The 21,721-nt window shown below is 60.4% G+C and carries 26 protein-coding genes; 14 read left to right on the top strand and 12 right to left on the bottom strand.

The window, feature by feature from the left end:
- Positions 1-17 precede the first annotated feature (17 nt).
- A complete protein-coding gene (locus SynBMKMC1_RS08185; protein ID WP_186471373.1) occupies positions 18-785 on the top strand; it encodes a DUF92 domain-containing protein in 768 nt (255 codons plus the stop codon).
- Here the strand turns inward: SynBMKMC1_RS08185 and SynBMKMC1_RS08180 are convergent.
- The 3 genes from SynBMKMC1_RS08180 to SynBMKMC1_RS08170 form a co-directional block, all read right to left on the bottom strand.
- Positions 712-1,572, bottom strand: coding sequence for a sigma-70 family RNA polymerase sigma factor (locus tag SynBMKMC1_RS08180; protein ID WP_186471372.1), 861 nt, complete (start codon positions 1,570-1,572; stop codon positions 712-714). The genes SynBMKMC1_RS08185 and SynBMKMC1_RS08180 overlap by 74 nt on opposite strands.
- Before the next feature lie 114 nt (positions 1,573-1,686).
- Entirely contained in the window at positions 1,687-2,226 is a 540-nt protein-coding gene (locus SynBMKMC1_RS08175) for a YqhA family protein (RefSeq protein WP_186471371.1), read from the bottom strand.
- Between the two features lie 42 nt (positions 2,227-2,268).
- Positions 2,269-2,559 carry a hypothetical protein gene (locus SynBMKMC1_RS08170; RefSeq protein ID WP_255486106.1) on the bottom strand — a complete coding sequence of 97 codons (291 nt, stop codon included), beginning with the start codon at positions 2,557-2,559 and terminating at the stop codon, positions 2,269-2,271.
- A 27-nt stretch (positions 2,560-2,586) separates the two neighbouring features.
- On the opposite strand from SynBMKMC1_RS08170, the gene mfd reads away from it, so the two are divergent.
- From mfd to SynBMKMC1_RS08150, 4 genes are all read left to right on the top strand, one after another.
- Entirely contained in the window at positions 2,587-6,129 is a 3,543-nt protein-coding gene (gene mfd / locus SynBMKMC1_RS08165; RefSeq protein WP_186471370.1) for a transcription-repair coupling factor, read from the top strand.
- A gap of 91 nt (positions 6,130-6,220) precedes the next feature.
- A complete protein-coding gene (locus SynBMKMC1_RS08160) occupies positions 6,221-6,385 on the top strand; it encodes a hypothetical protein (RefSeq protein ID WP_186471369.1) in 165 nt (54 codons plus the stop codon).
- A 115-nt stretch (positions 6,386-6,500) separates the two neighbouring features.
- Positions 6,501-6,986, top strand: a complete 486-nt coding sequence (locus tag SynBMKMC1_RS08155) for a hypothetical protein (RefSeq protein WP_186471368.1) — start codon at positions 6,501-6,503, stop codon at positions 6,984-6,986.
- Between the two features lie 50 nt (positions 6,987-7,036).
- A complete protein-coding gene (locus SynBMKMC1_RS08150; protein ID WP_255486105.1) occupies positions 7,037-7,531 on the top strand; it encodes a hypothetical protein in 495 nt (164 codons plus the stop codon).
- Here SynBMKMC1_RS08150 and SynBMKMC1_RS08145 read toward each other — a convergent pair.
- Genes SynBMKMC1_RS08145 through SynBMKMC1_RS08130 form a run of 4 tightly spaced genes read right to left on the bottom strand, consistent with a single transcriptional unit; the run spans position 7,522 to position 11,168 of the window.
- Positions 7,522-8,874 (bottom strand): S41 family peptidase, encoded by a 1,353-nt coding sequence (locus SynBMKMC1_RS08145; RefSeq protein WP_186471367.1) that lies wholly within the window; start codon positions 8,872-8,874, stop codon positions 7,522-7,524. The genes SynBMKMC1_RS08150 and SynBMKMC1_RS08145 overlap by 10 nt on opposite strands.
- A 36-nt stretch (positions 8,875-8,910) precedes the next feature.
- Positions 8,911-10,146: a (E)-4-hydroxy-3-methylbut-2-enyl-diphosphate synthase gene (ispG, locus tag SynBMKMC1_RS08140; protein ID WP_011933378.1), complete on the bottom strand. Its 1,236-nt coding sequence runs from the start codon at positions 10,144-10,146 to the stop codon at positions 8,911-8,913.
- Between the two features lie 36 nt (positions 10,147-10,182).
- On the bottom strand, positions 10,183-10,758 hold the full coding sequence (locus SynBMKMC1_RS08135) for a uracil-DNA glycosylase (RefSeq protein WP_186471366.1): 576 nt from the start codon (positions 10,756-10,758) through the stop codon (positions 10,183-10,185).
- Complete coding sequence (locus SynBMKMC1_RS08130; protein ID WP_255486103.1) at positions 10,755-11,168, bottom strand: VOC family protein; 414 nt, start codon at positions 11,166-11,168, stop codon at positions 10,755-10,757. Before SynBMKMC1_RS08130 ends, SynBMKMC1_RS08135 begins: the two co-directional genes overlap by 4 nt.
- A 121-nt stretch (positions 11,169-11,289) precedes the next feature.
- Here SynBMKMC1_RS08130 and SynBMKMC1_RS08125 point away from each other — a divergent pair, with 121 nt between their 5' ends.
- The 7 genes from SynBMKMC1_RS08125 to SynBMKMC1_RS08095 are packed head-to-tail and all read left to right on the top strand — an operon-like array spanning position 11,290 to position 16,942.
- Positions 11,290-12,468, top strand: a complete 1,179-nt coding sequence (locus SynBMKMC1_RS08125) for a pyridoxal phosphate-dependent aminotransferase (RefSeq protein WP_186471364.1) — start codon at positions 11,290-11,292, stop codon at positions 12,466-12,468.
- A gap of 43 nt (positions 12,469-12,511) precedes the next feature.
- Positions 12,512-13,411 (top strand): putative selenate ABC transporter substrate-binding protein, encoded by a 900-nt coding sequence (locus SynBMKMC1_RS08120; protein WP_186471363.1) that lies wholly within the window; start codon positions 12,512-12,514, stop codon positions 13,409-13,411.
- Positions 13,408-14,166 (top strand): phosphonate ABC transporter ATP-binding protein, encoded by a 759-nt coding sequence (locus tag SynBMKMC1_RS08115; RefSeq protein ID WP_186471362.1) that lies wholly within the window; start codon positions 13,408-13,410, stop codon positions 14,164-14,166. The genes SynBMKMC1_RS08120 and SynBMKMC1_RS08115 overlap by 4 nt, the downstream gene beginning before the upstream one ends.
- Positions 14,166-15,692, top strand: a complete 1,527-nt coding sequence (locus SynBMKMC1_RS08110) for an ABC transporter permease (protein ID WP_186471361.1) — start codon at positions 14,166-14,168, stop codon at positions 15,690-15,692. The genes SynBMKMC1_RS08115 and SynBMKMC1_RS08110 overlap by 1 nt, the downstream gene beginning before the upstream one ends.
- A gap of 25 nt (positions 15,693-15,717) precedes the next feature.
- Entirely contained in the window at positions 15,718-16,386 is a 669-nt protein-coding gene (locus SynBMKMC1_RS08105; protein WP_186471360.1) for a GDSL-type esterase/lipase family protein, read from the top strand.
- A gap of 35 nt (positions 16,387-16,421) precedes the next feature.
- Positions 16,422-16,655: a hypothetical protein gene (locus SynBMKMC1_RS08100; RefSeq protein WP_186471359.1), complete on the top strand. Its 234-nt coding sequence runs from the start codon at positions 16,422-16,424 to the stop codon at positions 16,653-16,655.
- A gap of 11 nt (positions 16,656-16,666) precedes the next feature.
- Positions 16,667-16,942: a hypothetical protein gene (locus tag SynBMKMC1_RS08095; RefSeq protein WP_186471358.1), complete on the top strand. Its 276-nt coding sequence runs from the start codon at positions 16,667-16,669 to the stop codon at positions 16,940-16,942.
- On the opposite strand, the gene SynBMKMC1_RS08090 is transcribed toward SynBMKMC1_RS08095, so the two are convergent.
- The 5 genes from SynBMKMC1_RS08090 to SynBMKMC1_RS08070 form a co-directional block, all read right to left on the bottom strand.
- Entirely contained in the window at positions 16,939-17,340 is a 402-nt protein-coding gene (locus tag SynBMKMC1_RS08090) for a hypothetical protein (RefSeq protein WP_186471357.1), read from the bottom strand. The genes SynBMKMC1_RS08095 and SynBMKMC1_RS08090 overlap by 4 nt on opposite strands.
- Positions 17,337-17,573, bottom strand: coding sequence for a hypothetical protein (locus SynBMKMC1_RS08085; RefSeq protein WP_006041641.1), 237 nt, complete (start codon positions 17,571-17,573; stop codon positions 17,337-17,339). Before SynBMKMC1_RS08085 ends, SynBMKMC1_RS08090 begins: the two co-directional genes overlap by 4 nt.
- Before the next feature lie 156 nt (positions 17,574-17,729).
- Positions 17,730-18,338: a DUF2878 family protein gene (locus SynBMKMC1_RS08080; RefSeq protein ID WP_186471356.1), complete on the bottom strand. Its 609-nt coding sequence runs from the start codon at positions 18,336-18,338 to the stop codon at positions 17,730-17,732.
- 15 nt (positions 18,339-18,353) lie between these two features.
- Positions 18,354-18,977 carry a DUF938 domain-containing protein gene (locus SynBMKMC1_RS08075; RefSeq protein WP_186471355.1) on the bottom strand — a complete coding sequence of 208 codons (624 nt, stop codon included), beginning with the start codon at positions 18,975-18,977 and terminating at the stop codon, positions 18,354-18,356.
- Between the two features lie 5 nt (positions 18,978-18,982).
- Positions 18,983-19,315 carry a helix-turn-helix transcriptional regulator gene (locus SynBMKMC1_RS08070; protein WP_186471354.1) on the bottom strand — a complete coding sequence of 111 codons (333 nt, stop codon included), beginning with the start codon at positions 19,313-19,315 and terminating at the stop codon, positions 18,983-18,985.
- Positions 19,316-19,435: 120 nt separating this feature from the next.
- On the opposite strand from SynBMKMC1_RS08070, the gene SynBMKMC1_RS08065 reads away from it, so the two are divergent.
- Positions 19,436-20,458 (top strand): ArsJ-associated glyceraldehyde-3-phosphate dehydrogenase, encoded by a 1,023-nt coding sequence (locus SynBMKMC1_RS08065; protein WP_186473383.1) that lies wholly within the window; start codon positions 19,436-19,438, stop codon positions 20,456-20,458.
- Positions 20,455-21,708 (top strand): organoarsenical effux MFS transporter ArsJ, encoded by a 1,254-nt coding sequence (gene arsJ, locus SynBMKMC1_RS08060; protein WP_186471353.1) that lies wholly within the window; start codon positions 20,455-20,457, stop codon positions 21,706-21,708. Before SynBMKMC1_RS08065 ends, arsJ begins: the two co-directional genes overlap by 4 nt.
- The last annotated feature ends 13 nt before the right edge of the window (positions 21,709-21,721 follow it).

The raw sequence follows: 21,721 nt of genomic DNA, 5'->3' as shown, positions 1-21,721 counted from the left end.
GCAGTGCAACACAAGCCATGGCTTTTCCTTCGCCAGATTTTCCAACCCAGGAGCCGATGCTCTGGCTGACGGCGTTGGTGGTGAACGGTGTTCTGATCAGCGTGGCGCAACGCTTTCCGGTGCTGACGCGTGCCGGGTGGTGTCACGCGGGGCTTCTGGGCACGGTGCTCTGGGGATCCTTGGGTTGGCGCGGTTGGCTTGCGGTGGTGGCCTACCTGGTTTTGGGCTCGCTGGTCACCAAGCTTGGATTTGCCCGCAAGCTTGATCTGGGTCTCGCCGAGGCCAGAGGGGGGCGACGCGGCCCTGAAAATGTCTGGGGTTCAGCCTTCACCGGTTTGGTGTTGGCGATGCTCATTGCCGCCGGGCTTGGATCAGAGCGTCTGCTGCTGATCGGTTTTGCTGCCAGTTTCGCGGCCAAGCTTGCCGATACGTTCGGCAGTGAAATCGGTAAGCGTTGGGGGCGCACCACCCTGCTGATCACCACGTTGCGGCCGGTTCCGGCCGGCACTGAGGGGGCTGTGAGCGTGGAGGGAACCCTTGCCAGTGCGGCGGGAAGTTTGTTGATGACCCTGGTGATGGCACTGCTGGGGCTGCTCACTTCGGCATCCGCCATCGTGCTGGTGTCGGTTGTTGGACTGCTCTCCACGCTGCTTGAGAGTTTGCTGGGGGCCACTGGCCAGGGCCGATGGCCCTGGCTCAGCAACGAACTGGTCAATGGGTTGCAGACGGCCTGGGCTGCGCTGCTGGCGATGGCAGCGGCAGCACTTCTGGGGATGCTGCACTGAAGGCTGCTGCAGCCCTGCGGCGCAGGTGCTGCAGGGTGTTGCGCAAGATTGTCGAGAGGGTTCGTCGATCCATGCACTCCCTCTCAGCCAGCTTGCCGAGGGGGATCCCATCGATCCAGTGCGACCAGAGCCAGCGGCGATGGGTTGGATCAAGGCTCTGCAGAGCCTCGTGCAACCAATGGTGTTGGGGGTCGTCTTGCGCCTCGCTCTCAGGGCTGGGAAGCAGATCGATCCGTTCGCTTGCTTCTGTGGCATCCGTTCGGCCTCCCCTGGGAACTGGTGCGTTCAGCGACAGCAGGTGTTGCCCTTGATGGGCGCTTCTCGCCAGCTGCCAGCGTTGAGGGGCTACCCCCAGAGCGGCGGCCAGATCTGCATCGCTGAAGGGTGCCTGGCCTGCCTGCAGACGCTGCTCCTGCAAGCGCATGCCGCGGGTGTGCAGATCCTTGATCCGCCAAGGAATCCTCAAGGTGTGCAAGCGATCGCGCCTGTAATGAAGAATCTGTCCTGTGGCTTTTGGAATCGCGTAGCTGCTCACCTGATGGCCTCGGGAGGGCTCGAAGCGGTCCAAACTCTTCACGAGTCCAAGACGAGCTTCCTGGCAGAGGTCGTCGTACTCGCCACCGCCCCTGGGCAACTGTTGATTGGCGGCATGGTGAGCCAGCCCCAGGTGTTGCAACACCAGGCCATTGCGCTTTTGGATGGATGCAGGAATTGGGCGGTGCTGCTCCCGGCGCTGGAGGCGTTCGAGCCGGCGGCAGGGTGGGGTTGGTGCTGTGGTGGAGCTCATTTGCTGGCAAGGCGTTGGTACCCCTTCACCGTCCGCTGCTTCCAGCTTGTGAGGCCTCCCCCCTGGGGATGAACGCGCTTCATCCTTTCGGGGGATGCACGCCCAGATTCCGCGTCAGTGCTTGCCCGTGCGACCGATCAGATAGGCGCTGAAGGCCAGCATCAGCACTCCGGCGCAGTACTGAAGGAGCTCGGTCATGCTGGTCACCTCGAAGCTCACCATCAGCTTGAAGGCGGTCACGATCAGGGCCACGATGATCACCTTGGTGAGTTTCTGCTTCAGCCCATCAAGGGATTCGATGTTGAGCAGATTGCGCCGTTCTTGGGAGTTGTCCTGCTGGCGAACATCGATGTCGGAAATAATCAGCTCGTAGATGCCATAGCCGAAAATCAGCAGGGCTATTCCGATCAGGTAGAAATCAATTCCACCCACCACCTTGCCGATTAACAGCGTGCTGTTGGCGTAGGTGAACTGCCCTTGCACCACCTTCGCGAGCACTGTGAGTTCCTCGTAGGTGCCAAGCACGAAGCAACTGACGCTGCCGATCAGGCTCATCACCACAGGAATGAGCGTGATCAGGCGAAACCTCCAGATTGCAGTCTCGAAACGACGCTCCAACCGCGCTTTGCGGAGCGGTTTGCGGTTGTCGCCCATGGTCTCTCGATCTCTTGGTCTTCCTTAGCAGCCAAGCGGCCGTCAGGTTGTGGTTTGGGACGCCGCCGGTCGGGGTGGCGGGGGCGGGGTGAGCAGGGCGGGGATGGAGATGGCGATCAAAGCCGAACCAACCGTGAGCAACACCAGCAGAGGCCCTGGGCGCACCAGCGGTTGGCGCTCCATCACGGTGTTGCAGCGGGCACACACCGGCACGGACCCTTTCGGGGGATGGAGAACGATCGCAGGACCGCAACAGCATTCGGGGCAGCGGTAGCGGGGCATAGGACGCAGAGCCTGGTGCAGCGCACGAAACCGTGCAGTGGATTGCGACAATCATGCGTTGCCGCTCGTGGTCACGCCATGCCCCTCAGCTCCCTGGTGCGTCTGCTTCAGACCTCGGCGCTGAGCGGTGAACTGTGTGAGCGGATCGAGCGCTCTGATCGCTTGTTGCTGCGTGGCGCTGGTCGCGCTGCCCGCGCTTTGGTGGCCAGTGCCATGGCCCGCCATCAAGACCAGCCCCTGCTGGTGGTGGTGCCCACCCTGGAGGAGGCCGGTCGCTGGACTGCGCTGCTTGAGCTGATGGGGTGGCGCAGTGCCCAGCTGTATCCCACCAGCGAAGGCTCCCCCTACGAACCCTTCGATCCCACCAGTGAGATCACCTGGGGACAGCTGCAGGTGCTCAGCGAATTGCAGGTGGAGGGGCAAAGCCGCGACCTGGCGATCGTGGCCACAGAGCGTTGCCTTCAGCCCCACCTCCCCCCGCCGCAGGTTCTCGCTGACCGCTGCCGCACCCTTCGCAAGGGCGACAGCATCGACCTGGAGGCGTTGGCCGTGTCTCTCAGCCAACTGGGATATGAGCGGGTGTCGACAATTGACCAGGAAGGCACCTGGAGTCGGCGCGGGGACATCGTTGATGTATTTCCGGTGAGCAGTGAGCTCCCGGTGCGGCTTGAGTTCTTCGGCGATGAACTCGACAAACTCAGGGAGTTCGACCCCGCCAGCCAGCGATCCCTGGATCCGATCGACAGCCTGCGGTTGACCCCGACTGGCTTCAGCCCCCTCATCGCTGAAGCCCTGCGCGAGTCGATGCCCGATGGACTGGATCAGCTTCTCAGTGATCAGGCTCTCAATGAGCTTCTCGAAGGCGGCACCCCGGAAGGCATGCGCCGGTTGCTCGGGCTGGCCTGGCAGGAACCCGCGTCACTTCTCGATTATTTGCCTGAAGCGTGCTGCGTTGCCATTGATGAGCGCCGCCATGGACGCTCCCATGGTGAGCAATGGTTTGATCACGCCGAGGAGCATCACGGCGATCTCGGCCTGCCGTTGCCAAGACTCCACCGTTCCATCGATCAGGCCATGGCTCTGGCCTCTGCCTTCCATGGGTTCGATTTGGCGGAGCTCCAGGAGCAGGACGACCATCCCAATGCCTTTGATCTCAACAGCCGGCCGGTGCCGGCGTATCCCAATCAGTTCGGCAAGCTTGGCGAGCTGATCAAGGGCTATCAGCAGCAGAAGCAAGCGGTCTGGCTGCTGTCGGCCCAGCCCAGTCGTGCCGTTGCCCTGCTCGAAGAACACGACTGCATCAGTCGTTTCGTTCCCAATGCGGCCGATGCCGCGGCGATTGAACGCTTGGTTGAGCAGAGCACACCGGTGGCTCTGAAAACCCGCGGCACCGCTGATCTCGAGGGACTGCAGTTGCCCGCCTGGCGCGTTGTTCTGATCACCGATCGCGAATTCTTCGGCCAGCAGACACTCACCAGCACGGGGTATGTGCGGCGGCGGCGCAAGGCGGCCAGTCGCACCGTGGATCCCAACAAAATGCGCCCCGGCGACTTCGTGGTGCATCGCAACCATGGCATCGGTCGCTTTCAGAAACTCGAAAAGCTCGCCATCAGTGGCGAGGTTCGCGACTACCTCGTCGTGCAGTACGCCGACGGCATTTTGCGGGTGGCAGCCGACCAGTTGGGAAGTCTGGGCCGGTACCGGGCCAACAGCGATGCTCCCCCTCAACTCAGCAAGATGGGCGGTTCGGCCTGGGTGAAAGCCAAGGAACGGGCCAGTAAGGCTCTGCGCAAAGTGGCGCTTGATCTGGTGAAGCTCTATGCCGAGCGCCATCAGGCCCCTGGGTTCGCCTTTCCGGTGGATGGTCCTTGGCAGAGCGAGCTTGAGGAGTCATTCCCCTATGAACCAACGCCCGACCAGCTCAAGGCCACGGCCGAGGTCAAGAAAGACATGGAGAAGTCTCAACCGATGGACCGGCTGGTGTGTGGTGATGTGGGCTTCGGCAAGACCGAGGTGGCGATTCGGGCGATCTTCAAAGCCATCACCGCAGGACGTCAGGTGGCCATGCTCGCCCCCACCACGGTGCTGGCCCAGCAGCACTGGCGCACCCTCTCCGAACGGTTTGCTCCGTATCCGATCAAGGTGGCTCTGCTGAACCGGTTCCGTACGGCCGGCGAACGCAAGTCCATTCTCGAGGGATTGAAGAAAGGCACCATCGATGCTGTGGTGGGCACCCATCAGTTGCTCAGCAAAAGCACAGCATTCGACAAGCTTGGTCTTCTTGTGGTGGATGAAGAGCAGCGCTTCGGCGTGAACCAGAAGGAGAAGATCAAAGCTCTGCGCAAGGACGTTGACGTGCTCACGCTGTCAGCAACACCGATTCCGCGCACGCTCTACATGAGTCTGTCCGGTGTGAGGGAGATGAGCCTGATCACCACACCACCTCCGTTGCGGCGTCCGATCAAAACCCATCTCGCTGCTCTCGATGAAGAGGCGATCCGCAGTGCGATTCGTCAGGAACTGGATCGGGGCGGGCAGGTGTTCTACGTGGTGCCTCGCGTGGAAGGCATTGAGGATGTGGCCGCTCAGCTGCGTCAGATGCTGCCTGGACTGAAGCTCTTGGTGGCCCACGGCCAGATGGCTGAGGGTGAACTGGAGAGCGCCATGGTGGCCTTCAACGGAGGTGAAGCCGATGTGATGCTTTGCACCACGATCGTGGAAAGCGGTCTCGACATTCCTCGGGTCAACACGATTCTCATCGAGGATGCCCATCGCTTCGGACTCGCCCAGCTGTATCAGTTGCGCGGACGTGTGGGTCGCAGTGGCATTCAGGCGCATGCCTGGTTGTTCTATCCCGGCAATGCCTCGTTGAGTGAGGCCGCGCGTCAGCGACTGCGCGCGATTCAGGAATTCGCTCAGTTGGGAAGTGGTTATCAATTGGCCATGCGCGATATGGAGATTCGCGGCGTCGGCAACCTGCTGGGTGTGGAGCAGAGCGGACAGATGGAAGCGATCGGCTTCGATCTCTACATGGAGATGTTGCAGGAGTCTTTGGCGGAGATCCAAGGGCAAGACATTCCTTCTGTGGATGACACCCAGGTGGATCTCCAGGTCACAGCCTTCATTCCTGCGGACTGGATCACCGATGCTGACGAGAAGATGGCTGCGTATCGGGCTGCAGCGGAATGCCTCAGCGGTGATGAACTCGTGGAACTGGCTGCGCTCTGGGCCGACCGTTATGGCGCGCTGCCAGGACCGGTTCAGTCTTTGCTGCAGCTCATGAATCTGAAGCTTCTGGCCAAGCGCTGCGGTTTTTCCCGCATCCGTCCGGAGAAGCCCAACATCGCTCTGGAGACGCCCATGGAAGAGCCTGCCTTCAGGCTTCTTCGCCAGGGCTTGCCTCAGCATCTCCACGGCCGCTTGGTGTACCAGGCCGGAACAGGCGCGTCGGCCAAGGTGCTGGCCCGCGGGCTTGGGGTTTTGCCGATGGACAAACAGCTCGACGAGCTCAAGGGTTGGCTGGAGCAGATGGCGGCTCAGATCCCGGGAGTTGATGGTTTGACCACCGATCAGCGCGAGCAACAGCAGAAGGAGCGCAACGAGGCTGTTCTCAGCGTTTGAACCCCGGGGCGTCGCTGTGCCCCAGGAACATGAGAAAGTCCCGACACATTGCGCAATTCTTCGTTACAGTGGTTCTCAGATAAAGGGAACCATGGGCGAATTCATCGATCCGATCAGTTCCGTGGGCTCCTTCGGCCTGCTGTCGAGCCTTGTTGGAGCTGCCGCCCTTGGTGTTTACGCCTTGTGGCAAGACGATTCTCAAAATGACGATGATGATTCGAGCCCTGGCGGTGGCTTGATGCAACCGATAGCCTGAACCGTTCGCTTGCTCTGAGTCAGTCATAGTTCGTCAGAACCATCACCCAGTTGGGTGATGTTTTTTTTATTCCGTCATCCGAGGGTGGAAGGGTTCCTTGTTGCGATCCCTCACCATGTCTTCAAGGTGTCTGGCCCTTTGGCTCGGCGGTGTTTCTGTTGTTGTTCTGGGTGTTCTGCCCGCTCACGCGACATCCTGGGAAGCCATTGATGCCCTGCGGGGAAGGCTGACCCGCGCCGGGGTGCGTGTTGTTCAGCAGGACTGTTCCCGTCGCGGTTTGCAGGGCCTGTACCACCCCAGAAGTGACACCCTCGTGGTCTGCCGATCGCATCAGACACCCTCTCAGGTGTGGGACACCCTGGCCCATGAAGCCACCCATCGCATGCAGACGTGCGCTGGTGGACCGATCACCGACCAGCGGCATCACCGTTCGATGGCGGCCGCTCTAATGCGCAATCACCCCTCCGAATTTCGTTCCATGCGTGCCTACCCACGGAATCAGCAACTGTCTGAGCTGGAAGCCAGGTACACGGCAAAGCTTCCTCCCCAGCAGGTTCTCCGGCTGTTTGACCGGTATTGCGGATCGCAGATTCGGGTTTAGGCGTTTGCACTGCCTACCTGCTCACCCTGTTCTTTTGTCCTCTTGATCGAATGAATTCAGTTCTCATGCAACTTGCCATGGCCGCGCTCGGGCAGTTCGCCGGTGGCGGAAGCGGCCTGCCCGTGGCCATGCCCGCTGGCGGTTTTCTGGCTGGCATCGGCGTGCCAACGGCACCGGTGCTGGCACCTCGCCGTTCACGCCCCGTGCTGTCCCCCGCTGGCCAGACCTCCTCTTTGCAACTGGCCTCTTTGGCCACGGTGACTTGCCTTTTGCGTGAGGGACAGCTCAGCCGTCATCAGGCGCTCACCATGCTGAGTCGTCAGGGTGATGCCTGGGGTTGGGATTCTCAGTGGGGACAGCGCATTCCTCTCAGCCGGGTTGATCAAGCCATACGTGCCGCTGGTGGCTGCAAAACGATGGTGAGCCGGATTCGAGAAACAAGGCCAACCTCTCCTTATTCAGCCGTTGTTCCCGCCAGCGAGCGACCGCGTTTCGGCGGCAGTCGCAGTGAGCAGGAGGGTTTCGGGCTCTATCCCTACCGCTGAAGAGCTGATTGCAAATTGGCGCTGCCAGGCCGGTAGGCCTGGCCCCTCTCCGGAGAGCGCAGGGCCTTGATCAGCGTGGTCTCTGCCGTTCTGTACTGACTGTCTTTCCCCGTCCCCAATTGTTCAACAGTGAGTGATTGAATTTCCTCTTCGCTCAGTTCGACGGGCACATCGGGGCGGATCCCGTTTTTATGGATGTCTGTGCCTTTCGGGGTGAGGTATTTGGCAATCGTGACAGTGAGTCCTGAACCATCGGAGAGTCCCCGGACCGACTGCACCAGGCCCTTGCCGAAGGTTTTCTGACCGACCAGCACAGCACGGTTGTTGTCCTGCAGGGCACCCGAGAGAATTTCACTGGCACTGGCGGATCCCTCGTTCACGAGCACCACGACGGGGCGGTCTGTGACCGCACTGCCTGTGGCGCGACGCACGTCCTGAATGCCGTCGCGTGTTTTGGTGCTGACGATCGTGCCTTCGTCCAACCATTGGCGAGCGATGTCCACACTCGCCTCCAAGAGGCCGCCGGGATTGCTGCGCAGATCGAGAACAAATCCTTGGGCACCCTGTTTCTCAAGCTCCCGGATTGCAGTTCTCATCTCCCGGGAGGCTTTGGCATTGAACTGTTTCAGACGGATATATCCGACCTTGGTGCCATCGGACCCTGTGTTCAGCCGACTCTCGACAGCGTTGATTTCAATGCGTGCTCGCTTCAGGGGAACCGTGACCACTTCCCCCTTGCGGCGCAGTCCGAGGGTGACTTCACTCCCTTCCTGGCCGCGGATCAGCTTCACCGCGTCCTCGGTGGTCATCCCCTTGGTGGATTCGCCATCGATCGAAACGATCACGTCCTTAGGTTGAACACCGGCTTTCGATGCTGGGGTTCCTTCGATCGGAGACACCACCACGATTTCTTTGGTGTCTTTGTCGAGCGTGATCTGAATGCCAACCCCGGTGAGTTCACCGGAGGTGTCGATCTGCATCTGTTTGAACTCTTTCGGGTCCAAAAAGCGCGTGTAGGGATCGTCAAGGCTGGCCAGCATCCCCCGAATCGCTTCATACGATTCGTCGGTGCCTGCATAACTCTTGTTCAGCAAGTCGCGGCGCAGACTTGTCCAGCGTTCCGGTGAATACTGACCCGTGGAATCCAGATAATCGCGGTAAACAATTTGCCAAACCTGGTCGATGACCTCTTTCGGGCTGTCGGTGATCGACGACGAGGTTGTACTGGGTAGGCCCAGACCCGGTGCCGCGATTGCCACGGCGGCTGCAATGCCTCCGGCACCAAGAATCAGCAGCAAGCCTTTGCGATTGGACGGCTCAGTGCTCATGCGGGGAGTGGGCATAACGTCCTGAAGGACTGATTCTTCAGAGTAACGACATCAGGCGGGATCCACCCAGCGTCCATCGTCCTTGATGAGCTGGATCAGTGCTTCAACCCCTTCGGTTTCCGGCACCTTGCGGATCTCTTCACGCCCCCTGTACAGGGAGATGATTCCAGGGGTTTTTCCCACATAACCGTAGTCAGCATCTGCCATCTCGCCTGGGCCGTTCACAATGCAACCCATCACGGCGATGTCGAGACCGGTGAGGTGGGATGTGGCATCCCGTACCTGATTAAGCACCTCCTCAAGATTAAACAAAGTGCGACCGCAGCTTGGGCACGCCACGTATTCCACCATCGTTTTGCGCAATCCCAGGGCTTGCAGGATTGAGAAGCAGACAGGAATTTCTTTTTCGGGTGCTTCGGTGAGTGACACCCGGATTGTGTCCCCGAGGCCCTCTGCCAGAAGCGTGGCGATCCCGGCGGTGCTCTTGATGCGTCCGTAGTCGCCGTCACCCGCTTCGGTCACGCCAAGATGAAGGGGGTAGTGGAAGCCCTCGCGATCCAGAGTGTCGGCCATCAGGCGGTATGCCGCCAACATCACCGGAGCCCGGGAGGCTTTCATCGAGATCACGATGTTGTGGAAGTCGAGTTCATCGCAGAGACGCACGAATTCCATGGCGGATTCCACCATTCCCTCGGGCGTGTCGCCGTAGGTGAACAACATGCGTTCGGCCAGGGATCCATGGTTCACGCCAATGCGCAGGGCCTTGTTCTGCGTCTTGAGCACCTCCACAAGAGGAGCGAAGTCATCTTTGATGCGTCGACCGATGGCCTCGAATTCCTCGCGGCTGAAGTCCTGCCGACCCGGGTCGGGTTTGTCGAACACAAACAGCCCTGGATTGATGCGCACCTTGTCAACGTGCTTCGCGACTTCGAGGGCAATGCGGATGCCGTTGTGGTGCACGTCGGCAACGAGGGGAACACCACAGCCTTGCGCTCTCAAAGCGGCGCGGATGTCTCCCATGGCCTTGGCGTGCGCCATGGAGGGTGTGGTGACGCGAACAATCTCGCAGCCGGCATCAGCAAGTCGGCGGATGCCGGCAACAGCACCCTCAATATCGAGGGTGTCTTCATTGATCATCGACTGAACGGCGACCGGATGCTCACTGCCAATCGGCACGTCACCCACCATCACGGTGCGGGTCCGGCGTCGATGGATCACCGTGTCGTAGCGCTGATTCCGAGCGGTGTCGTTGCCGGTCTGAGAAGCGGTGGCCAGGGTGCCGGTCATGGATCGTTCAGGGACCTTGGCCAAACCATCGCATAACTATCCCCTCAGTGCGCTGAGCCTGCGTTTCGCCTCCTGAAAATCCTGGAGGGTGAGGGCACGGGGAGAACCCTCTTCCCGCGATCCAAATCGCAGGAGATAGGAGGGATGGAACACCGGCATGAAGGCCTTGCCCTCCTGCTCATGCCATTGGCCTCTCAGCTTGCTGATTCCACTTTTGATCCCCAGCAACGCCTGCAGGGCCGTCGCCCCTGCCAAGAGCACCAAGGAAGGATTCACCAAGGCAATCTGTTCCTCCAGCCAGGGTCTGCACTGCTTGATTTCGTTGGACGTGGGCTTTCGATTGTTGGGTGGCCTGCACTTGATCACATTGCAGATGTGGAGGTCTTGCTCTTCATCCAGTTCTGCTGCCTCGAGGAGTTCACTGAGAAGGCGGCCTGAGCGGCCAACGAAGGGAAGCCCTTGGCTGTCCTCGTCGGCTCCGGGTGCTTCGCCGATCAGCATCAGATCGGCCCCTGGATTCCCTCTACCGACCACAACCTGATGCCTGTGATACGCGAGATCACAGCACTGGCAAGCTGCACATTGGCTTTTCAAGGCGTCGAGCGTGTTCACATCGCCTCCTCGGTTGGTTCCTTTGCTTGCGTGACCAGAAGCAAAAAGCGCTGCCCCTCGGGATCCGTTAACCAGCACTCTGCGCCGAAGGATTCCTGGCGGGGTTCCTCCGGGCTGGATCCGCCCATGGCGAGGACCTCAGCTCTCCAGCAGCGAAGGTCTTCAAGGGGGTTGTGGCAGGTGACCCGCTGCAGACAAGGTGCCAGCACAGCGCCTGAGGCCGGCCAGGGCCGATGCCTAGAGGGCGTGTAGATCTGCAGCGACCCTCCCGACGGCAAGGGAACGATCCAGTGGTGGTCCGCCAGTCCCGTTTGGGCTTCGGTCTGAAGAAGTCCTGCATAAAAAATCGCCAGCTTGTGAGGGTCACGCGCGGCCAGGACCCAGCTGACAGAGGGCTTTGAGCTGTGCATCTCTCCATGCTGCTCCCTGGGAGGACGGCCCTTTTGCATCCGTGCTTGGTTGTCTGTGACACCACATCAGGCAGGATGAGAACTTTCGTACCTGCGCATCCACTGGAGGGGTGCCGAGCCGATGTCACGCCCGCTCTCTCTATCCAGCCGGGCCGAAGCCCTGCAGCCTTCGCTCACGCTGGCGATCAGCGCTCGGGCCAAGGCCCTGCAGCAGGAGGGTCGCGACATCTGCAGCCTCAGCGCCGGTGAGCCTGATTTCGATACTCCCGATTTCATCGTGGAGGCTTCCGTTGAGGCTTTGAGAAACGGCATGACCCGTTACGGTCCTGCCGCCGGGGATCCCCATCTGCGTGAGCTGATCGCCAACAAGATCACCAGCGAGAACGGAATTCCAACGTCAGCGGCCGAGGTTCTGGTCACCAACGGCGGGAAGCAGGCGATCTACAACCTGTTCCAGGTTCTGCTGAACCCAGGCGACGAGGTGTTGATTCCTGCGCCGTACTGGCTCAGTTATCCGGAGATTTCCCGCCTCGCTGGTGCCCGTCCGGTTGCGGTTCCGTCGTCGGCCGCCGACGGCTTCCGCCTTGATCTCCATGCGCTTGACGCCGCGATCACGCCGGCCTCGCGGGTGCTGGTCATCAATTCTCCTGGCAATCCCACAGGCCGGGTGCTCAGCCGCGATGAACTTCTGTCGATTGCGGAGTTAATGCGTCGTCACCCGCGGCTCGTGGTCATGAGCGACGAGATCTATGAGTACCTCCTCGACGACGGCGTCACCCACCACAGCTTTGCCTCCCTTGCTCCTGATCTGCAAGACCGCTGCTTCATGGTGAACGGCTTCGCCAAGGGGTGGGCGATGACCGGCTGGCGCTTGGGGTATCTCAGCGGGCCCGAATCCGTGATCAAAGCGGCTTCGGCACTCCAGAGCCAGAGCACCAGCAATGTCTGCAGTTTTGCCCAACAGGGGGCTGTTGCTGCGCTAACGGGTCCTCGGGACTGCGTTCAGACGATGGCTGAGAGCTACAACCGCCGCCGATCCTTTCTCGTGTCAGGCCTGCAGGCGATGGACGGAATCACCTTGGTGCCGCCCCAAGGCGCGTTCTATGCATTCCCTCAGCTGCCTGACGGTTGTGGCGATTCCATGAACTTCTGCCGCAGGGCCCTTGAAGAGGAAGGGTTGGCGATCGTTCCTGGCGCGGCCTTCGGTGATGACCGCTGCATTCGACTGTCTTGTGCGGTGTCGCGTGAGACGATCACTGATGGCTTGCATCGCCTCAACCGCTTGCTCAAGGCTGGTTAACGCCTGCAGCTTGCTGCTCTTCCCTTTTCATTCCAGCTCACCCATGCCCAGTCGAGAACGTGGGGCCGTCGCCTTATTGGCATTGCTTCTCTGCCAGGGGGTGTCGGTTCTGCCGTCGATTGCCAAACCGGCTCTGCGCGTCGGCGCCATCCCTGATCAGAACCCCGAGCGTTTGAATCGTCTCTACGGACAGCTTGCCGATGAGCTCAGCGATCGTCTGAAGGTGACCGTTCGCTACGTACCCGTCAGCAACTACCCGGCCGCTGTGAGTGCCTTTCGGACCGGAGGCCTCGATCTGGTGTGGTTTGGAGGTTTGACCGGTGTTCAGGCGCGGCTGCAGACGCCTGGGGCCAAGGTTTTGGCGCAGAGGGATATTGACGCCCGCTTCCGCAGTGTGTTCATTGCCAATACCTCAGCGGATCTTCAGCCGATTCAGTCGATTAACGGTCTCACCAGTCTGCGCGGAAAGCGATTCACCTTTGGCTCGGAGAGTTCAACGTCTGGACGGTTGATGCCCCAGCATTTCCTGGCGAAAGCCGGCGTCTCACCCAGTCAGTTCAGTGGGGGACGGGCCGGCTTCAGTGGCAGTCATGACGCCACCATCGCCTTGGTGCAAAGCGGGGCCTACCAGGCAGGTGCCCTGAACGAGCAGGTGTGGACGTCGGCGCTCAAGCAGGGGCGGGTGAACACCGACAAGGTGCGCGTGATCTGGCGAACCCCTGAGTATGTGGATTACCACTGGGTGGCACGCCCTGATCTGGATCAACGCTTTGGTTCGGGATTCACAACGCGCCTGCAGAAGGCGATTCTGGCCATTCAGCCATCCACCCCTCGCCAGGCCACGATTCTTGAACTGTTTGCTACCAAGCGCTTCATTCCCGCCGAGGCCAGCCAGTACAAGCCGATCGAGACGGTGGGTCGCCAGCTCGGCAAGATTCGTTGAGTTCTCTGCTCCAGCTTGAACAGGTGCGGTTGGCCGGCTCTCGGAGAGACCGGCTCTACAACCTGTCGTTGCGCATCCATCGCGGTGAGCGCGTGGCCCTTCTGGGGCCCAGCGGTGCCGGAAAGAGCTCACTGATTTCCGTGATCAATGGCAGCCTGACTCCGCACCAGGGAACGGTCCTCTGGCGCGGCAAGAGTCTTCGGCAGCGCACGCGCCGTCAGCGCTGTGAAATCGGCACCCTTTGGCAGGACCTGCGCTTGATTGAGGAGCTCAGTGTTGGCCAGAACATCAATGCCGGCGTGCTGGGCCGGCGTGGACTGCCCTGGGCGCTGGCGAATCTTCTGTTCACCATCGGTGCAGCACCTTGTTTTCAGTGCTTGCGTCAGGCTGGATTGGATCCTCAGGTTCTGGCTCCCGAAGGTCTGGATCGCCCCGTCCAGCAACTGTCGGGTGGTCAACGGCAACGGGTTGCTCTGGCCCGGTTGTTCCGGCAACAACCGTCTCTGCTTTTGGCTGATGAGCCCTTGGCCAGCCTGGATCCAGCCATTGCCGCTGAAGTGCTCGATCGCATTCTGGAGAAGAACGCCGATGGCTCCCTGATCCATGGTGCGCAAGCGGTGGTGGTGTCGCTGCATCGCCCGGATTTGATCCATCGTTTTGATCGAGTCCTCGCCCTGCGCGATGGACGTTTGCGCATCGACGCTCCAGCGACCGCTGTGACGCCTGCAGAACTTGAGGATCTCTACGCACTGTGATGGCGTTGGCCCGACCCAGTGCACCCGCGCTCGCACTGCTGCCAGCTCTGGCCTTGCTGCCGGTGTTGATCACCGTTGTCGCCGGACTTCATGCCGGCGGCGTGGAGATCTTGTTGACATTTCTCGCGGCAGCAGTGCATCCATCCCTGGACCCAGCGCTGCTCACAGCTCTGTTTAGTGCGCTGCAGGTCACGCTGGCGATGGCTCTGGCTGGCTGGAGCCTCAGCTTGGTTCTTGGGGTGCTGCTTGGCTGTTGTGCCTCAGAACGGCTGTTGCAAACGTGGAATTGGCCAACCTGGCCAGCAATGATTCTTCGTCGCACCCTGGCCCTGCCTCGATCGGTGCATGAACTGATCTGGGGACTGCTGCTCCTGCAGGTTCTTGGCTTGCATCCTTCGGTGGCGGTCGCAGCGATCACGATTCCCTATGCGGCCCTGGTGGCTCGCGTGTGGCGTGATCAGCTGGAGGCGCTTGATCCATCCAGGCTTCAGGCTCTGTTGCAGGGTGGTGCCCCCCCCTTGGCAGCCTGTTTCACGGCACTGTCTCCCGCGATGGGCACCGTGTTGATGAGTTATGGCGGCTACCGCCTGGAGTGTGCCTTGCGCAGTGCCACGCTTTTGGGCGTTTTTGGTCTGGGAGGCCTGGGCACTGATCTGCAGCTCAGCCTGCAGTCGCTTCAGTTCAGAGAGCTCTGGAGTGGGCTGTGGATGCTGGGACTCCTCAGTGTTGCTCTCGAGCTGCTGCTCACGCTTTGGCGACGTCAAACTCGCAAGGCCCAGGCTGGCCAGCGACGCCTGTGTCTCTTCCTTGCGGGAACCATTGCGGCGGGGATCGCAGGACGCCTCTGGCTGCAGGTGCTGCTCCCGGATTCCGGCACTGTCGTCTGGCAAGGACTGGCGCTGCCGGACTGGCGCGGTCTCACGCAAGCAGCTGCGGAGATTCCCTGGTTGCCGCTGATTGTTGAGACGCTCCTGCTCACCGTGCTGGCTGCTGGGATTGCGATTGGTCTCCCTCCACTGGCGATGTTGCTGGCCCCCTCGCGGTTTTGGCAGGTGGCTCTCAATCCTGTTTGGGCGCTGCTGCGTCTCATCCCCCCACCGCTCACTGTGTTGCTTCTGCTGCTCAGCAACCGTCCAACCCTTGCGATCGGTGCGCTGGCGCTTGGATTGCACAACGGCGGGGTGATGGGACGCCTGTTGCGCGAAGAACTGGAGCAGCAGTCTGTTGATCAACAACAGGCCATGGCCACCTCTGGAGCGTCAGCACGGCTCGGCTGGCTCTACGGCCTGTTCACGCCGCGCAGCCCTGGGTATCTGGCTTATGGGGCCTATCGCACGGATGTGATTCTGCGGGAGACCGTTGTGGTGGGCCTGATCGGTGGCAGTGGACTGGGTTGGCAGTTGCTGGAATCGCTCAGCTCCTTTCACTGGGATGCAGTTGTGGTGTTGATTGGGGCTTATGCCCTGATCACCCTGCTCGGGGAGTGGTTCAGCGATCAATGCCGGACCCGCAGGCTGCAAAGCTGATCACCCGATATGAGCGACGGAATCCATGCGCCATCCGCGTCAACTGGTGGTGATTGGTGACAGTGGCGTGGTCGGCTGGGGAGACACCGAGGGTGGCGGCTGGTGCGAGCGCTTACGGCGTGCCTGGATGGCGCTGCCCGATGCACCGGTGATCTACCCACTGGGGATTCGTGGTGACGGTCTGGAGTCGGTGTCGCAACGATGGGAAGCGGAGTGGGCTTGTCGTGGTGAGCTTCGACGTCAACAGCCGAAGGCTTTGCTGCTGGCCGTGGGGCTCAACGATTCAGCCAGGGTTGGTCGTGCCGACGGCCGGCAGCCGCTCGATGCTCAGGCCCTGCGCTTCGGGTACGAACAGTTGCTGCACGCCATGACAGCGCGTACTCAGGTGTTTGTACTTGGCCTCTCGGCAGTGGATGAACAGGTGATGCCGTTTGCCGACTGCCTCTGGTACAGCAACCACGACATCGCTGTGCATGAAGCTCAGATTGAAGAGGCCTGTCTCGAGGTGGATGTTCCTTTTTTGCCTCTCCACGCGGCCATGCTGGCAGAGCCGGGTTGGCTTGGCTGGATTGAGCCCGACGGGATCCACCTCAACAGTGCCGGTCATCACTGGATCGAGCAGCGGGTTCGGTCGTGGGGTGCCCTCCAGCGTTGGGCAGGTCTGGAGTTGCAAACACAACTCACCTGGACCTGATGCCTATCAGAATCGCAGCAGTGATGAGATCGGGCATGCGCATGGTCGTTGTGGTTTTGGCCGCCGCTCTTCAGGTGATGCCAGCCCTGGCGCAGCAGGACCCTGTGACCTGTGAAGCGTTTTCCAGTGGTTTCACCACGGCGGATGGCTGCCTGGATGGCACCCAACCGTCATCGGGACCGATTCCCAAGAATCAGTGGAGTGTGGATTACGACGATGATTTCTGGCCAGACGGTTGGTACGGTCCAGGCATCGGAGAGACCTTCTGACCCGTGGCGAGATGCTGATGCGCTTGCGCCGGCTGCTGCTGATGGTGGGGGTGCTGATCAGTACTGACGCTCATGGTTGGAGCGCGATTGCGTGGGCCCAAAGCTTGGATGAGCTTCAGCGCCAGCGCCTGATCACACCCGCGGTGAGGGATGTTCTTGAAAAGCACGATGCCCAGACTCCATCGCAGCGGCAGGCCGTGCTGGATCAAGCTTGCCGAACCGGTGAACTCTCCCCCTTGGATTGTGATTTCATCGGTCGCGGAATCCGCCGTCGTCGGCGTGATTAATGCGTGCGTTGGCTCTTGAGCAGTTGAGCAAGCTCGCCGAGGGGCCATCCCAGATTTCTGAGATGGCGTAGCAGTCCTTTTGAAGCCTGGAAGTACTCATTGTTGTAGTGGGGCGCGTAGCCGATTTCCTTCAAAGTGAGCATCAGCAGGCGATGTTCCCGTCGGGTTCCCTCCCTCGCTTCCAGTATTTGAAATCCGCGATTCTCCAGGTCGAAGGTTTGTCCCTGGAGGTCTTCACTGAAGCCGAGCTTGATCACGTGGTCGATCTCCCGGTAAGCGGTGAAAACGCGTGCACCCTGGTGATCCTCCAGAAACTGATACCGCTCGGTCACGGCGATCACCGCCTCCATGCACGGGGCCAACAAGGCCTGCTCAAGGGTGGCTTGCTTCAAAGTCATGACAGCGCTCCTCCGGCGGTGAGGCGCTCTTCGCACGCCATCTCGTAATTGCGGATCGCACCAGCAGGGATGGACCCGTTGCTTTTCAGTTGGCGTACCGACAATTCAACGCACTGCAAAACAACACTGGTGAGTTCTCGCCCCTCGCAGAGAGCCCAGCTGCGCAACAAGACGTGAAGGCTCGGCGGAACGGAGACCGTCAGCTTCACCTGGTTTTCCCGGGGGACGGCCATGCATCGGGACGGCTGAATGATCTGATCTTAGCTCGGAGTGGCTGCAGGGCAACTCAGCGGTGACTCTGGGGGTGCTTTATGGATACTCCGGGGGGGGGGGGGGGCTGGTGGATTGTTTGAGAGCGCTGGTGGTTCCGGTCCCCTAGGCAATGAGGCCTACATCAGGACCAGTTGCAGAGACGACGCCACAGCCAGACTCACGCCAACGCCGATGCTGGCTTTGAACAGATCTCCCGCCAGCTGCTTGATGGCTTGCCCAGGCGACGATTGATGCAGTCTTGCCACCAGCGCCAACTCCCGACCGGCCAGTAAGCCAAGGAACACCCAGGTGGTGCTGAGGGGAACCATCGACATGCTGAGTGCCCTGGTGAACAAAATCATTCCGAATACAAGGTCGATCAATGTTGCGGATCGGATGTCGTGGATGTTGATCTTGCGGCGAATGATGGTTTGGATGGTTCCACTCGGAGCTCCCCACCAGGTCAAAACTGCAATCGTTAGCGGTGGGATTAGATAAAACCAGCTGAATGCCTCCGGTGGAGGGAATGATCCCAAGCGATCCCAGGCCGGATCGCCGTGATATCGGATCCATCCGAAAATCAGGATTGCTGCCGTTGCCAAGCAGATCCAGAGCACTTGCAACCAGAGCGGTGTTCGTCCTCGATTGCTGACCAGGAATGTCCCGAGGGTCTGGAGGGAATCATTGGCCGTGCAGGCCAGCACGACGAGTACAAAGCCCAAGCCCTGGATCAGTGTGCCTTCCATCCAAAGCTCCGATGTTTAGCGCTCGAAAAGGATGATCCTGTTGTTTGATGGCATCAAGCGAATGTCTTGAAGAGACAGTCCTGCTCCTTGGGCTTCCTTGATGACTGCCTCTTGATCGCGCACCCCCCAGCTGGAATCGCGTTCCTGCAGCGACGTGTCGAACAGTTGGTTGCTTTCGCTCACATGCTTCCCTTCAGCGCGAAATGGCCCGTAGATCAAAAGTCGACCGCCGGGAGGCAGGTGACGAGCTGAGCCCTGCATGAGGGCCTGCGTGCATTCCCATGGAGAAATATGCAGAAGGTTCACGGCCACAACCATGGCTGGTGCTGTTGGCAGACCACCCACCCAGTCGGGTTCACAGACATCCAAAGCCAGAGGTTGTGGCATGGCAGACGTCAGCCCCGCGTGAGCAATCCAGGAGCTGATGCTGCGGCAGTGGTCGGGGTCGGGGTCGCTGCATTGCCAGGTGATCCTGGGAAATCGATGTTGGAAGGCAACGCCGTGTTCTCCCGATCCGCTCGCCAGTTCGAGGATGAGTCCACCGGCAGGGAGGGCGTCGGCCAGCACGTCTCCGATCGCATGCACATTGCGTTGCGTAGCCGGGAAGAACAGCCGCGCATCATCACTGGAGCTCTCCATCGGACTCATTCGGCGCAGTTGCTGGCCGGGGTTTCGCAGGAGCGGGTGAGCTCTTTGATCCAACCCTGCAAGGCATTCAGCGCTTGTGGCCGAATGCTGTAATACACCCATCGCCCGCTCTGGCGGTCGCTCAGTAATCCCGCGTCTTTCATCACCTTGAGGTGGAAGGACAGGCGCGACTGGGAGAGTGAGAGGGAACTAGTGAGGTCGCAGACGCAGCGCTCACCGGTGGAAAGCTGGTTGAGAACCTGGAGGCGCAGGGGGTCAGACAGTGCCTTGAGAAGGCTGCAGGCCTCCGGTGCACTGAGAGAACGTTGCGTGGCCTCGATGGATGGCATCGGCGAGGCGGCTTATGAATCAACGTTAGCGGTGGTGGTGAAACGCTTCGTGTGATCCAGGCACTTGCGGGATGGCACGCGACTGATCAAATTTATTTGGTGAATGCACGGCACACCTCCATGCGGATCGGCATCAATGGCTTCGGGCGAATCGGTCGCCTCGTCTTCAGAGCGCTCTGGGGACGCCCCGGTATCGAGCTGGTTCATGTGAATGACCCCGCCGGTGATGCCGCGACCGCTGCCCATCTTCTGGAGTTTGACTCGGTGCATGGCCGCTGGGACCGAGATATCTGCAGCAGCGCTGAGGGATTCACTGTGGAGGGTTCCTCTTTGACTTGGTCGCGTGAGAAAGATCCCACCGCAGTGCCCTGGGCCGAGCGCGGTGTGGAGATGGTGCTCGAGGCCAGCGGCAAGATCAAGACCCCGGAGACCTTGAATCCCTACTTCGATCAGGTGGGGCTGAAGCGCGTTGTGGTGGCTTGTCCTGTGAAGGGTGTCGTCGCCGGCGCCGAAGCTCTCAACGTTGTTTACGGCATCAACCATCACCTCTATGAGCCCGATCGGAACCGGTTGGTGACCGCTGCCTCCTGCACCACCAATTGCCTCGCGCCGGTGGTGAAGGTGGTGCACGAGAGCTTCGGCATCGAGCACGGAATGATCACCACCATTCACGACATCACCAACACCCAGGTGCCGATCGATGCGTTCAAGAGTGATCTGCGCCGGGCCCGCTCCGGCCTCACCTCACTGATCCCCACCACCACGGGCTCTGCCAAGGCGATCGCGATGATCTTTCCTGAGCTCAAGGGCAAGCTCAATGGTCACGCCGTGCGCGTACCGCTGCTTAACGGTTCCCTGACTGATGCGGTGTTTGAGCTCAAACAGAGCGTCACGGTCGAACAGGTGAATGCAGCCTTTAAAGCTGCTGCAGACGGTCCACTGCAGGGAATCCTGGGTTACGAGGAGCGACCGTTGGTGTCTTGCGACTACACCAACGACAACCGCAGCTCAATCATTGATGCGCTCTCCACGATGGTCGTTGACGACACTCAGTTGAAGGTGTTCGCCTGGTACGACAACGAATGGGGCTACAGCTGCCGGATGGCCGACCTCACCAGCTATGTGGTGGGGCTGGACGCGTGAAGCTCTCCGCTCTGCAGCAGTACGGGATTGTGACCGCCAACTACTGGGCGTTCACGCTCACTGACGGCGCTTTGCGCATGTTGGTGGTCTTTCACTTTCACGAGCTCGGATACTCCACACTCGAGATCGCCTTTCTGTTTCTCTTTTACGAGTTCTTTGGGGTTCTCACCAATCTCTATGGAGGTTGGATCGGAGCGCGTTATGGATTGCGGCTCACCCTCTGGGTCGGGACGCTTCTGCAGATTTTGGCGTTGTTGATGCTGGTTCCCGTCGCGGAATCCTGGCCCAAGCTTCTGAGCGTGGTGTACGTAATGGTCGCTCAGGCGATCAGTGGGATTGCCAAAGACCTCAACAAGATGAGCGCGAAGAGTGCGATCAAAACGGTGGTTCCGGAAACGCCGGATGATGCTCAGAAGGGGGAAAAGCAGTTGTTCAAATGGGTGGCGATTCTCACCGGTTCCAAAAATGCTCTTAAAGGGGTTGGATTTTTTCTCGGAGGAGTGCTGCTCACAGCACTGAGTTTCAATGCTGCCGTGGCCTGGATGGCTGCGGGTCTGGCGCTGGCTTTTCTCGTCACCCTGGTGTTGCCGGGCGAGATCGGAAAGATGAAAGCCAAGCCAGCGTTTTCGTCTTTGTTTTCCAAGAGCAAGGGCATCAATGTTCTCTCTGCGGCCCGGTTCTTTTTGTTCGGTGCCCGCGATGTGTGGTTTGTGGTGGCTCTTCCGGTGTTTCTCGAAGCCTCCCTTGGCTGGGGGTTCTGGGAAATTGGCGGTTTTCTCGGCCTCTGGGTGATCGGCTACGGCATCGTGCAGGGCACAGCCCCCGGGCTGCGTCGCCTCTGGGGACAGCGGGAAAGTCCTGGTGCATCAGCCGTGCAGTTCTGGAGCGCGGTACTCACGGCGATTCCCGCCCTGATCGCCATCGCCCTTCTTCGGGAGGTCGATGTGACGGTGGCCATCGTCGGAGGGCTGGCGGCGTTTGGAGTTGTGTTTGCGATGAACTCCTCGATTCACTCCTACATGGTGCTGGCCTACACGGATGCGGAGAGTGTGAGCCTCAATGTGGGCTTCTACTACATGGCCAATGCGGCTGGTCGTCTGGTTGGAACGTTGCTGTCCGGTGCGGTGTTTCTGATCGGCGGAACGCCCAGCTCGGGAATGCAGGCCTGCCTCTGGACTTCATCTCTCCTGGTGTTGCTCTCGTGGCTCACCAGCCTTCGGCTTCCTGCTGTGCGGAGGTCGGCGGCTTAGCGTCGAGTTAAAG

The organism is Synechococcus sp. BMK-MC-1, from assembly GCF_014279955.1.
GTDB lineage: Bacteria > Cyanobacteriota > Cyanobacteriia > PCC-6307 > Cyanobiaceae > Synechococcus_C.
This window is presented reverse-complemented; position numbering and strand designations above follow the sequence as displayed.

Coding starts and splice junctions, on each gene's coding strand:
- SynBMKMC1_RS08185 (WP_186471373.1), top strand. CDS start 18: ATGGCTTTTCCTTCGCCAGATTTTCCAACCCAGGAGCCGATGCTCTGG.
- SynBMKMC1_RS08180 (WP_186471372.1), bottom strand. CDS start 1,572: ATGAGCTCCACCACAGCACCAACCCCACCCTGCCGCCGGCTCGAACGC.
- SynBMKMC1_RS08175 (WP_186471371.1), bottom strand. CDS start 2,226: ATGGGCGACAACCGCAAACCGCTCCGCAAAGCGCGGTTGGAGCGTCGT.
- mfd (WP_186471370.1), top strand. CDS start 2,587: ATGCCCCTCAGCTCCCTGGTGCGTCTGCTTCAGACCTCGGCGCTGAGC.
- SynBMKMC1_RS08160 (WP_186471369.1), top strand. CDS start 6,221: ATGGGCGAATTCATCGATCCGATCAGTTCCGTGGGCTCCTTCGGCCTG.
- SynBMKMC1_RS08155 (WP_186471368.1), top strand. CDS start 6,501: ATGTCTTCAAGGTGTCTGGCCCTTTGGCTCGGCGGTGTTTCTGTTGTT.
- SynBMKMC1_RS08150 (WP_255486105.1), top strand. CDS start 7,037: ATGAATTCAGTTCTCATGCAACTTGCCATGGCCGCGCTCGGGCAGTTC.
- SynBMKMC1_RS08145 (WP_186471367.1), bottom strand. CDS start 8,874: ATGCCCACTCCCCGCATGAGCACTGAGCCGTCCAATCGCAAAGGCTTG.
- ispG (WP_011933378.1), bottom strand. CDS start 10,146: ATGACCGGCACCCTGGCCACCGCTTCTCAGACCGGCAACGACACCGCT.
- SynBMKMC1_RS08130 (WP_255486103.1), bottom strand. CDS start 11,168: ATGCACAGCTCAAAGCCCTCTGTCAGCTGGGTCCTGGCCGCGCGTGAC.
- SynBMKMC1_RS08125 (WP_186471364.1), top strand. CDS start 11,290: ATGTCACGCCCGCTCTCTCTATCCAGCCGGGCCGAAGCCCTGCAGCCT.
- SynBMKMC1_RS08120 (WP_186471363.1), top strand. CDS start 12,512: ATGCCCAGTCGAGAACGTGGGGCCGTCGCCTTATTGGCATTGCTTCTC.
- SynBMKMC1_RS08110 (WP_186471361.1), top strand. CDS start 14,166: ATGGCGTTGGCCCGACCCAGTGCACCCGCGCTCGCACTGCTGCCAGCT.
- SynBMKMC1_RS08105 (WP_186471360.1), top strand. CDS start 15,718: ATGCGCCATCCGCGTCAACTGGTGGTGATTGGTGACAGTGGCGTGGTC.
- SynBMKMC1_RS08100 (WP_186471359.1), top strand. CDS start 16,422: ATGCGCATGGTCGTTGTGGTTTTGGCCGCCGCTCTTCAGGTGATGCCA.
- SynBMKMC1_RS08095 (WP_186471358.1), top strand. CDS start 16,667: ATGCTGATGCGCTTGCGCCGGCTGCTGCTGATGGTGGGGGTGCTGATC.
- SynBMKMC1_RS08090 (WP_186471357.1), bottom strand. CDS start 17,340: ATGACTTTGAAGCAAGCCACCCTTGAGCAGGCCTTGTTGGCCCCGTGC.
- SynBMKMC1_RS08085 (WP_006041641.1), bottom strand. CDS start 17,573: ATGGCCGTCCCCCGGGAAAACCAGGTGAAGCTGACGGTCTCCGTTCCG.
- SynBMKMC1_RS08080 (WP_186471356.1), bottom strand. CDS start 18,338: ATGGAAGGCACACTGATCCAGGGCTTGGGCTTTGTACTCGTCGTGCTG.
- SynBMKMC1_RS08075 (WP_186471355.1), bottom strand. CDS start 18,977: ATGGAGAGCTCCAGTGATGATGCGCGGCTGTTCTTCCCGGCTACGCAA.
- SynBMKMC1_RS08070 (WP_186471354.1), bottom strand. CDS start 19,315: ATGCCATCCATCGAGGCCACGCAACGTTCTCTCAGTGCACCGGAGGCC.
- SynBMKMC1_RS08065 (WP_186473383.1), top strand. CDS start 19,436: ATGCGGATCGGCATCAATGGCTTCGGGCGAATCGGTCGCCTCGTCTTC.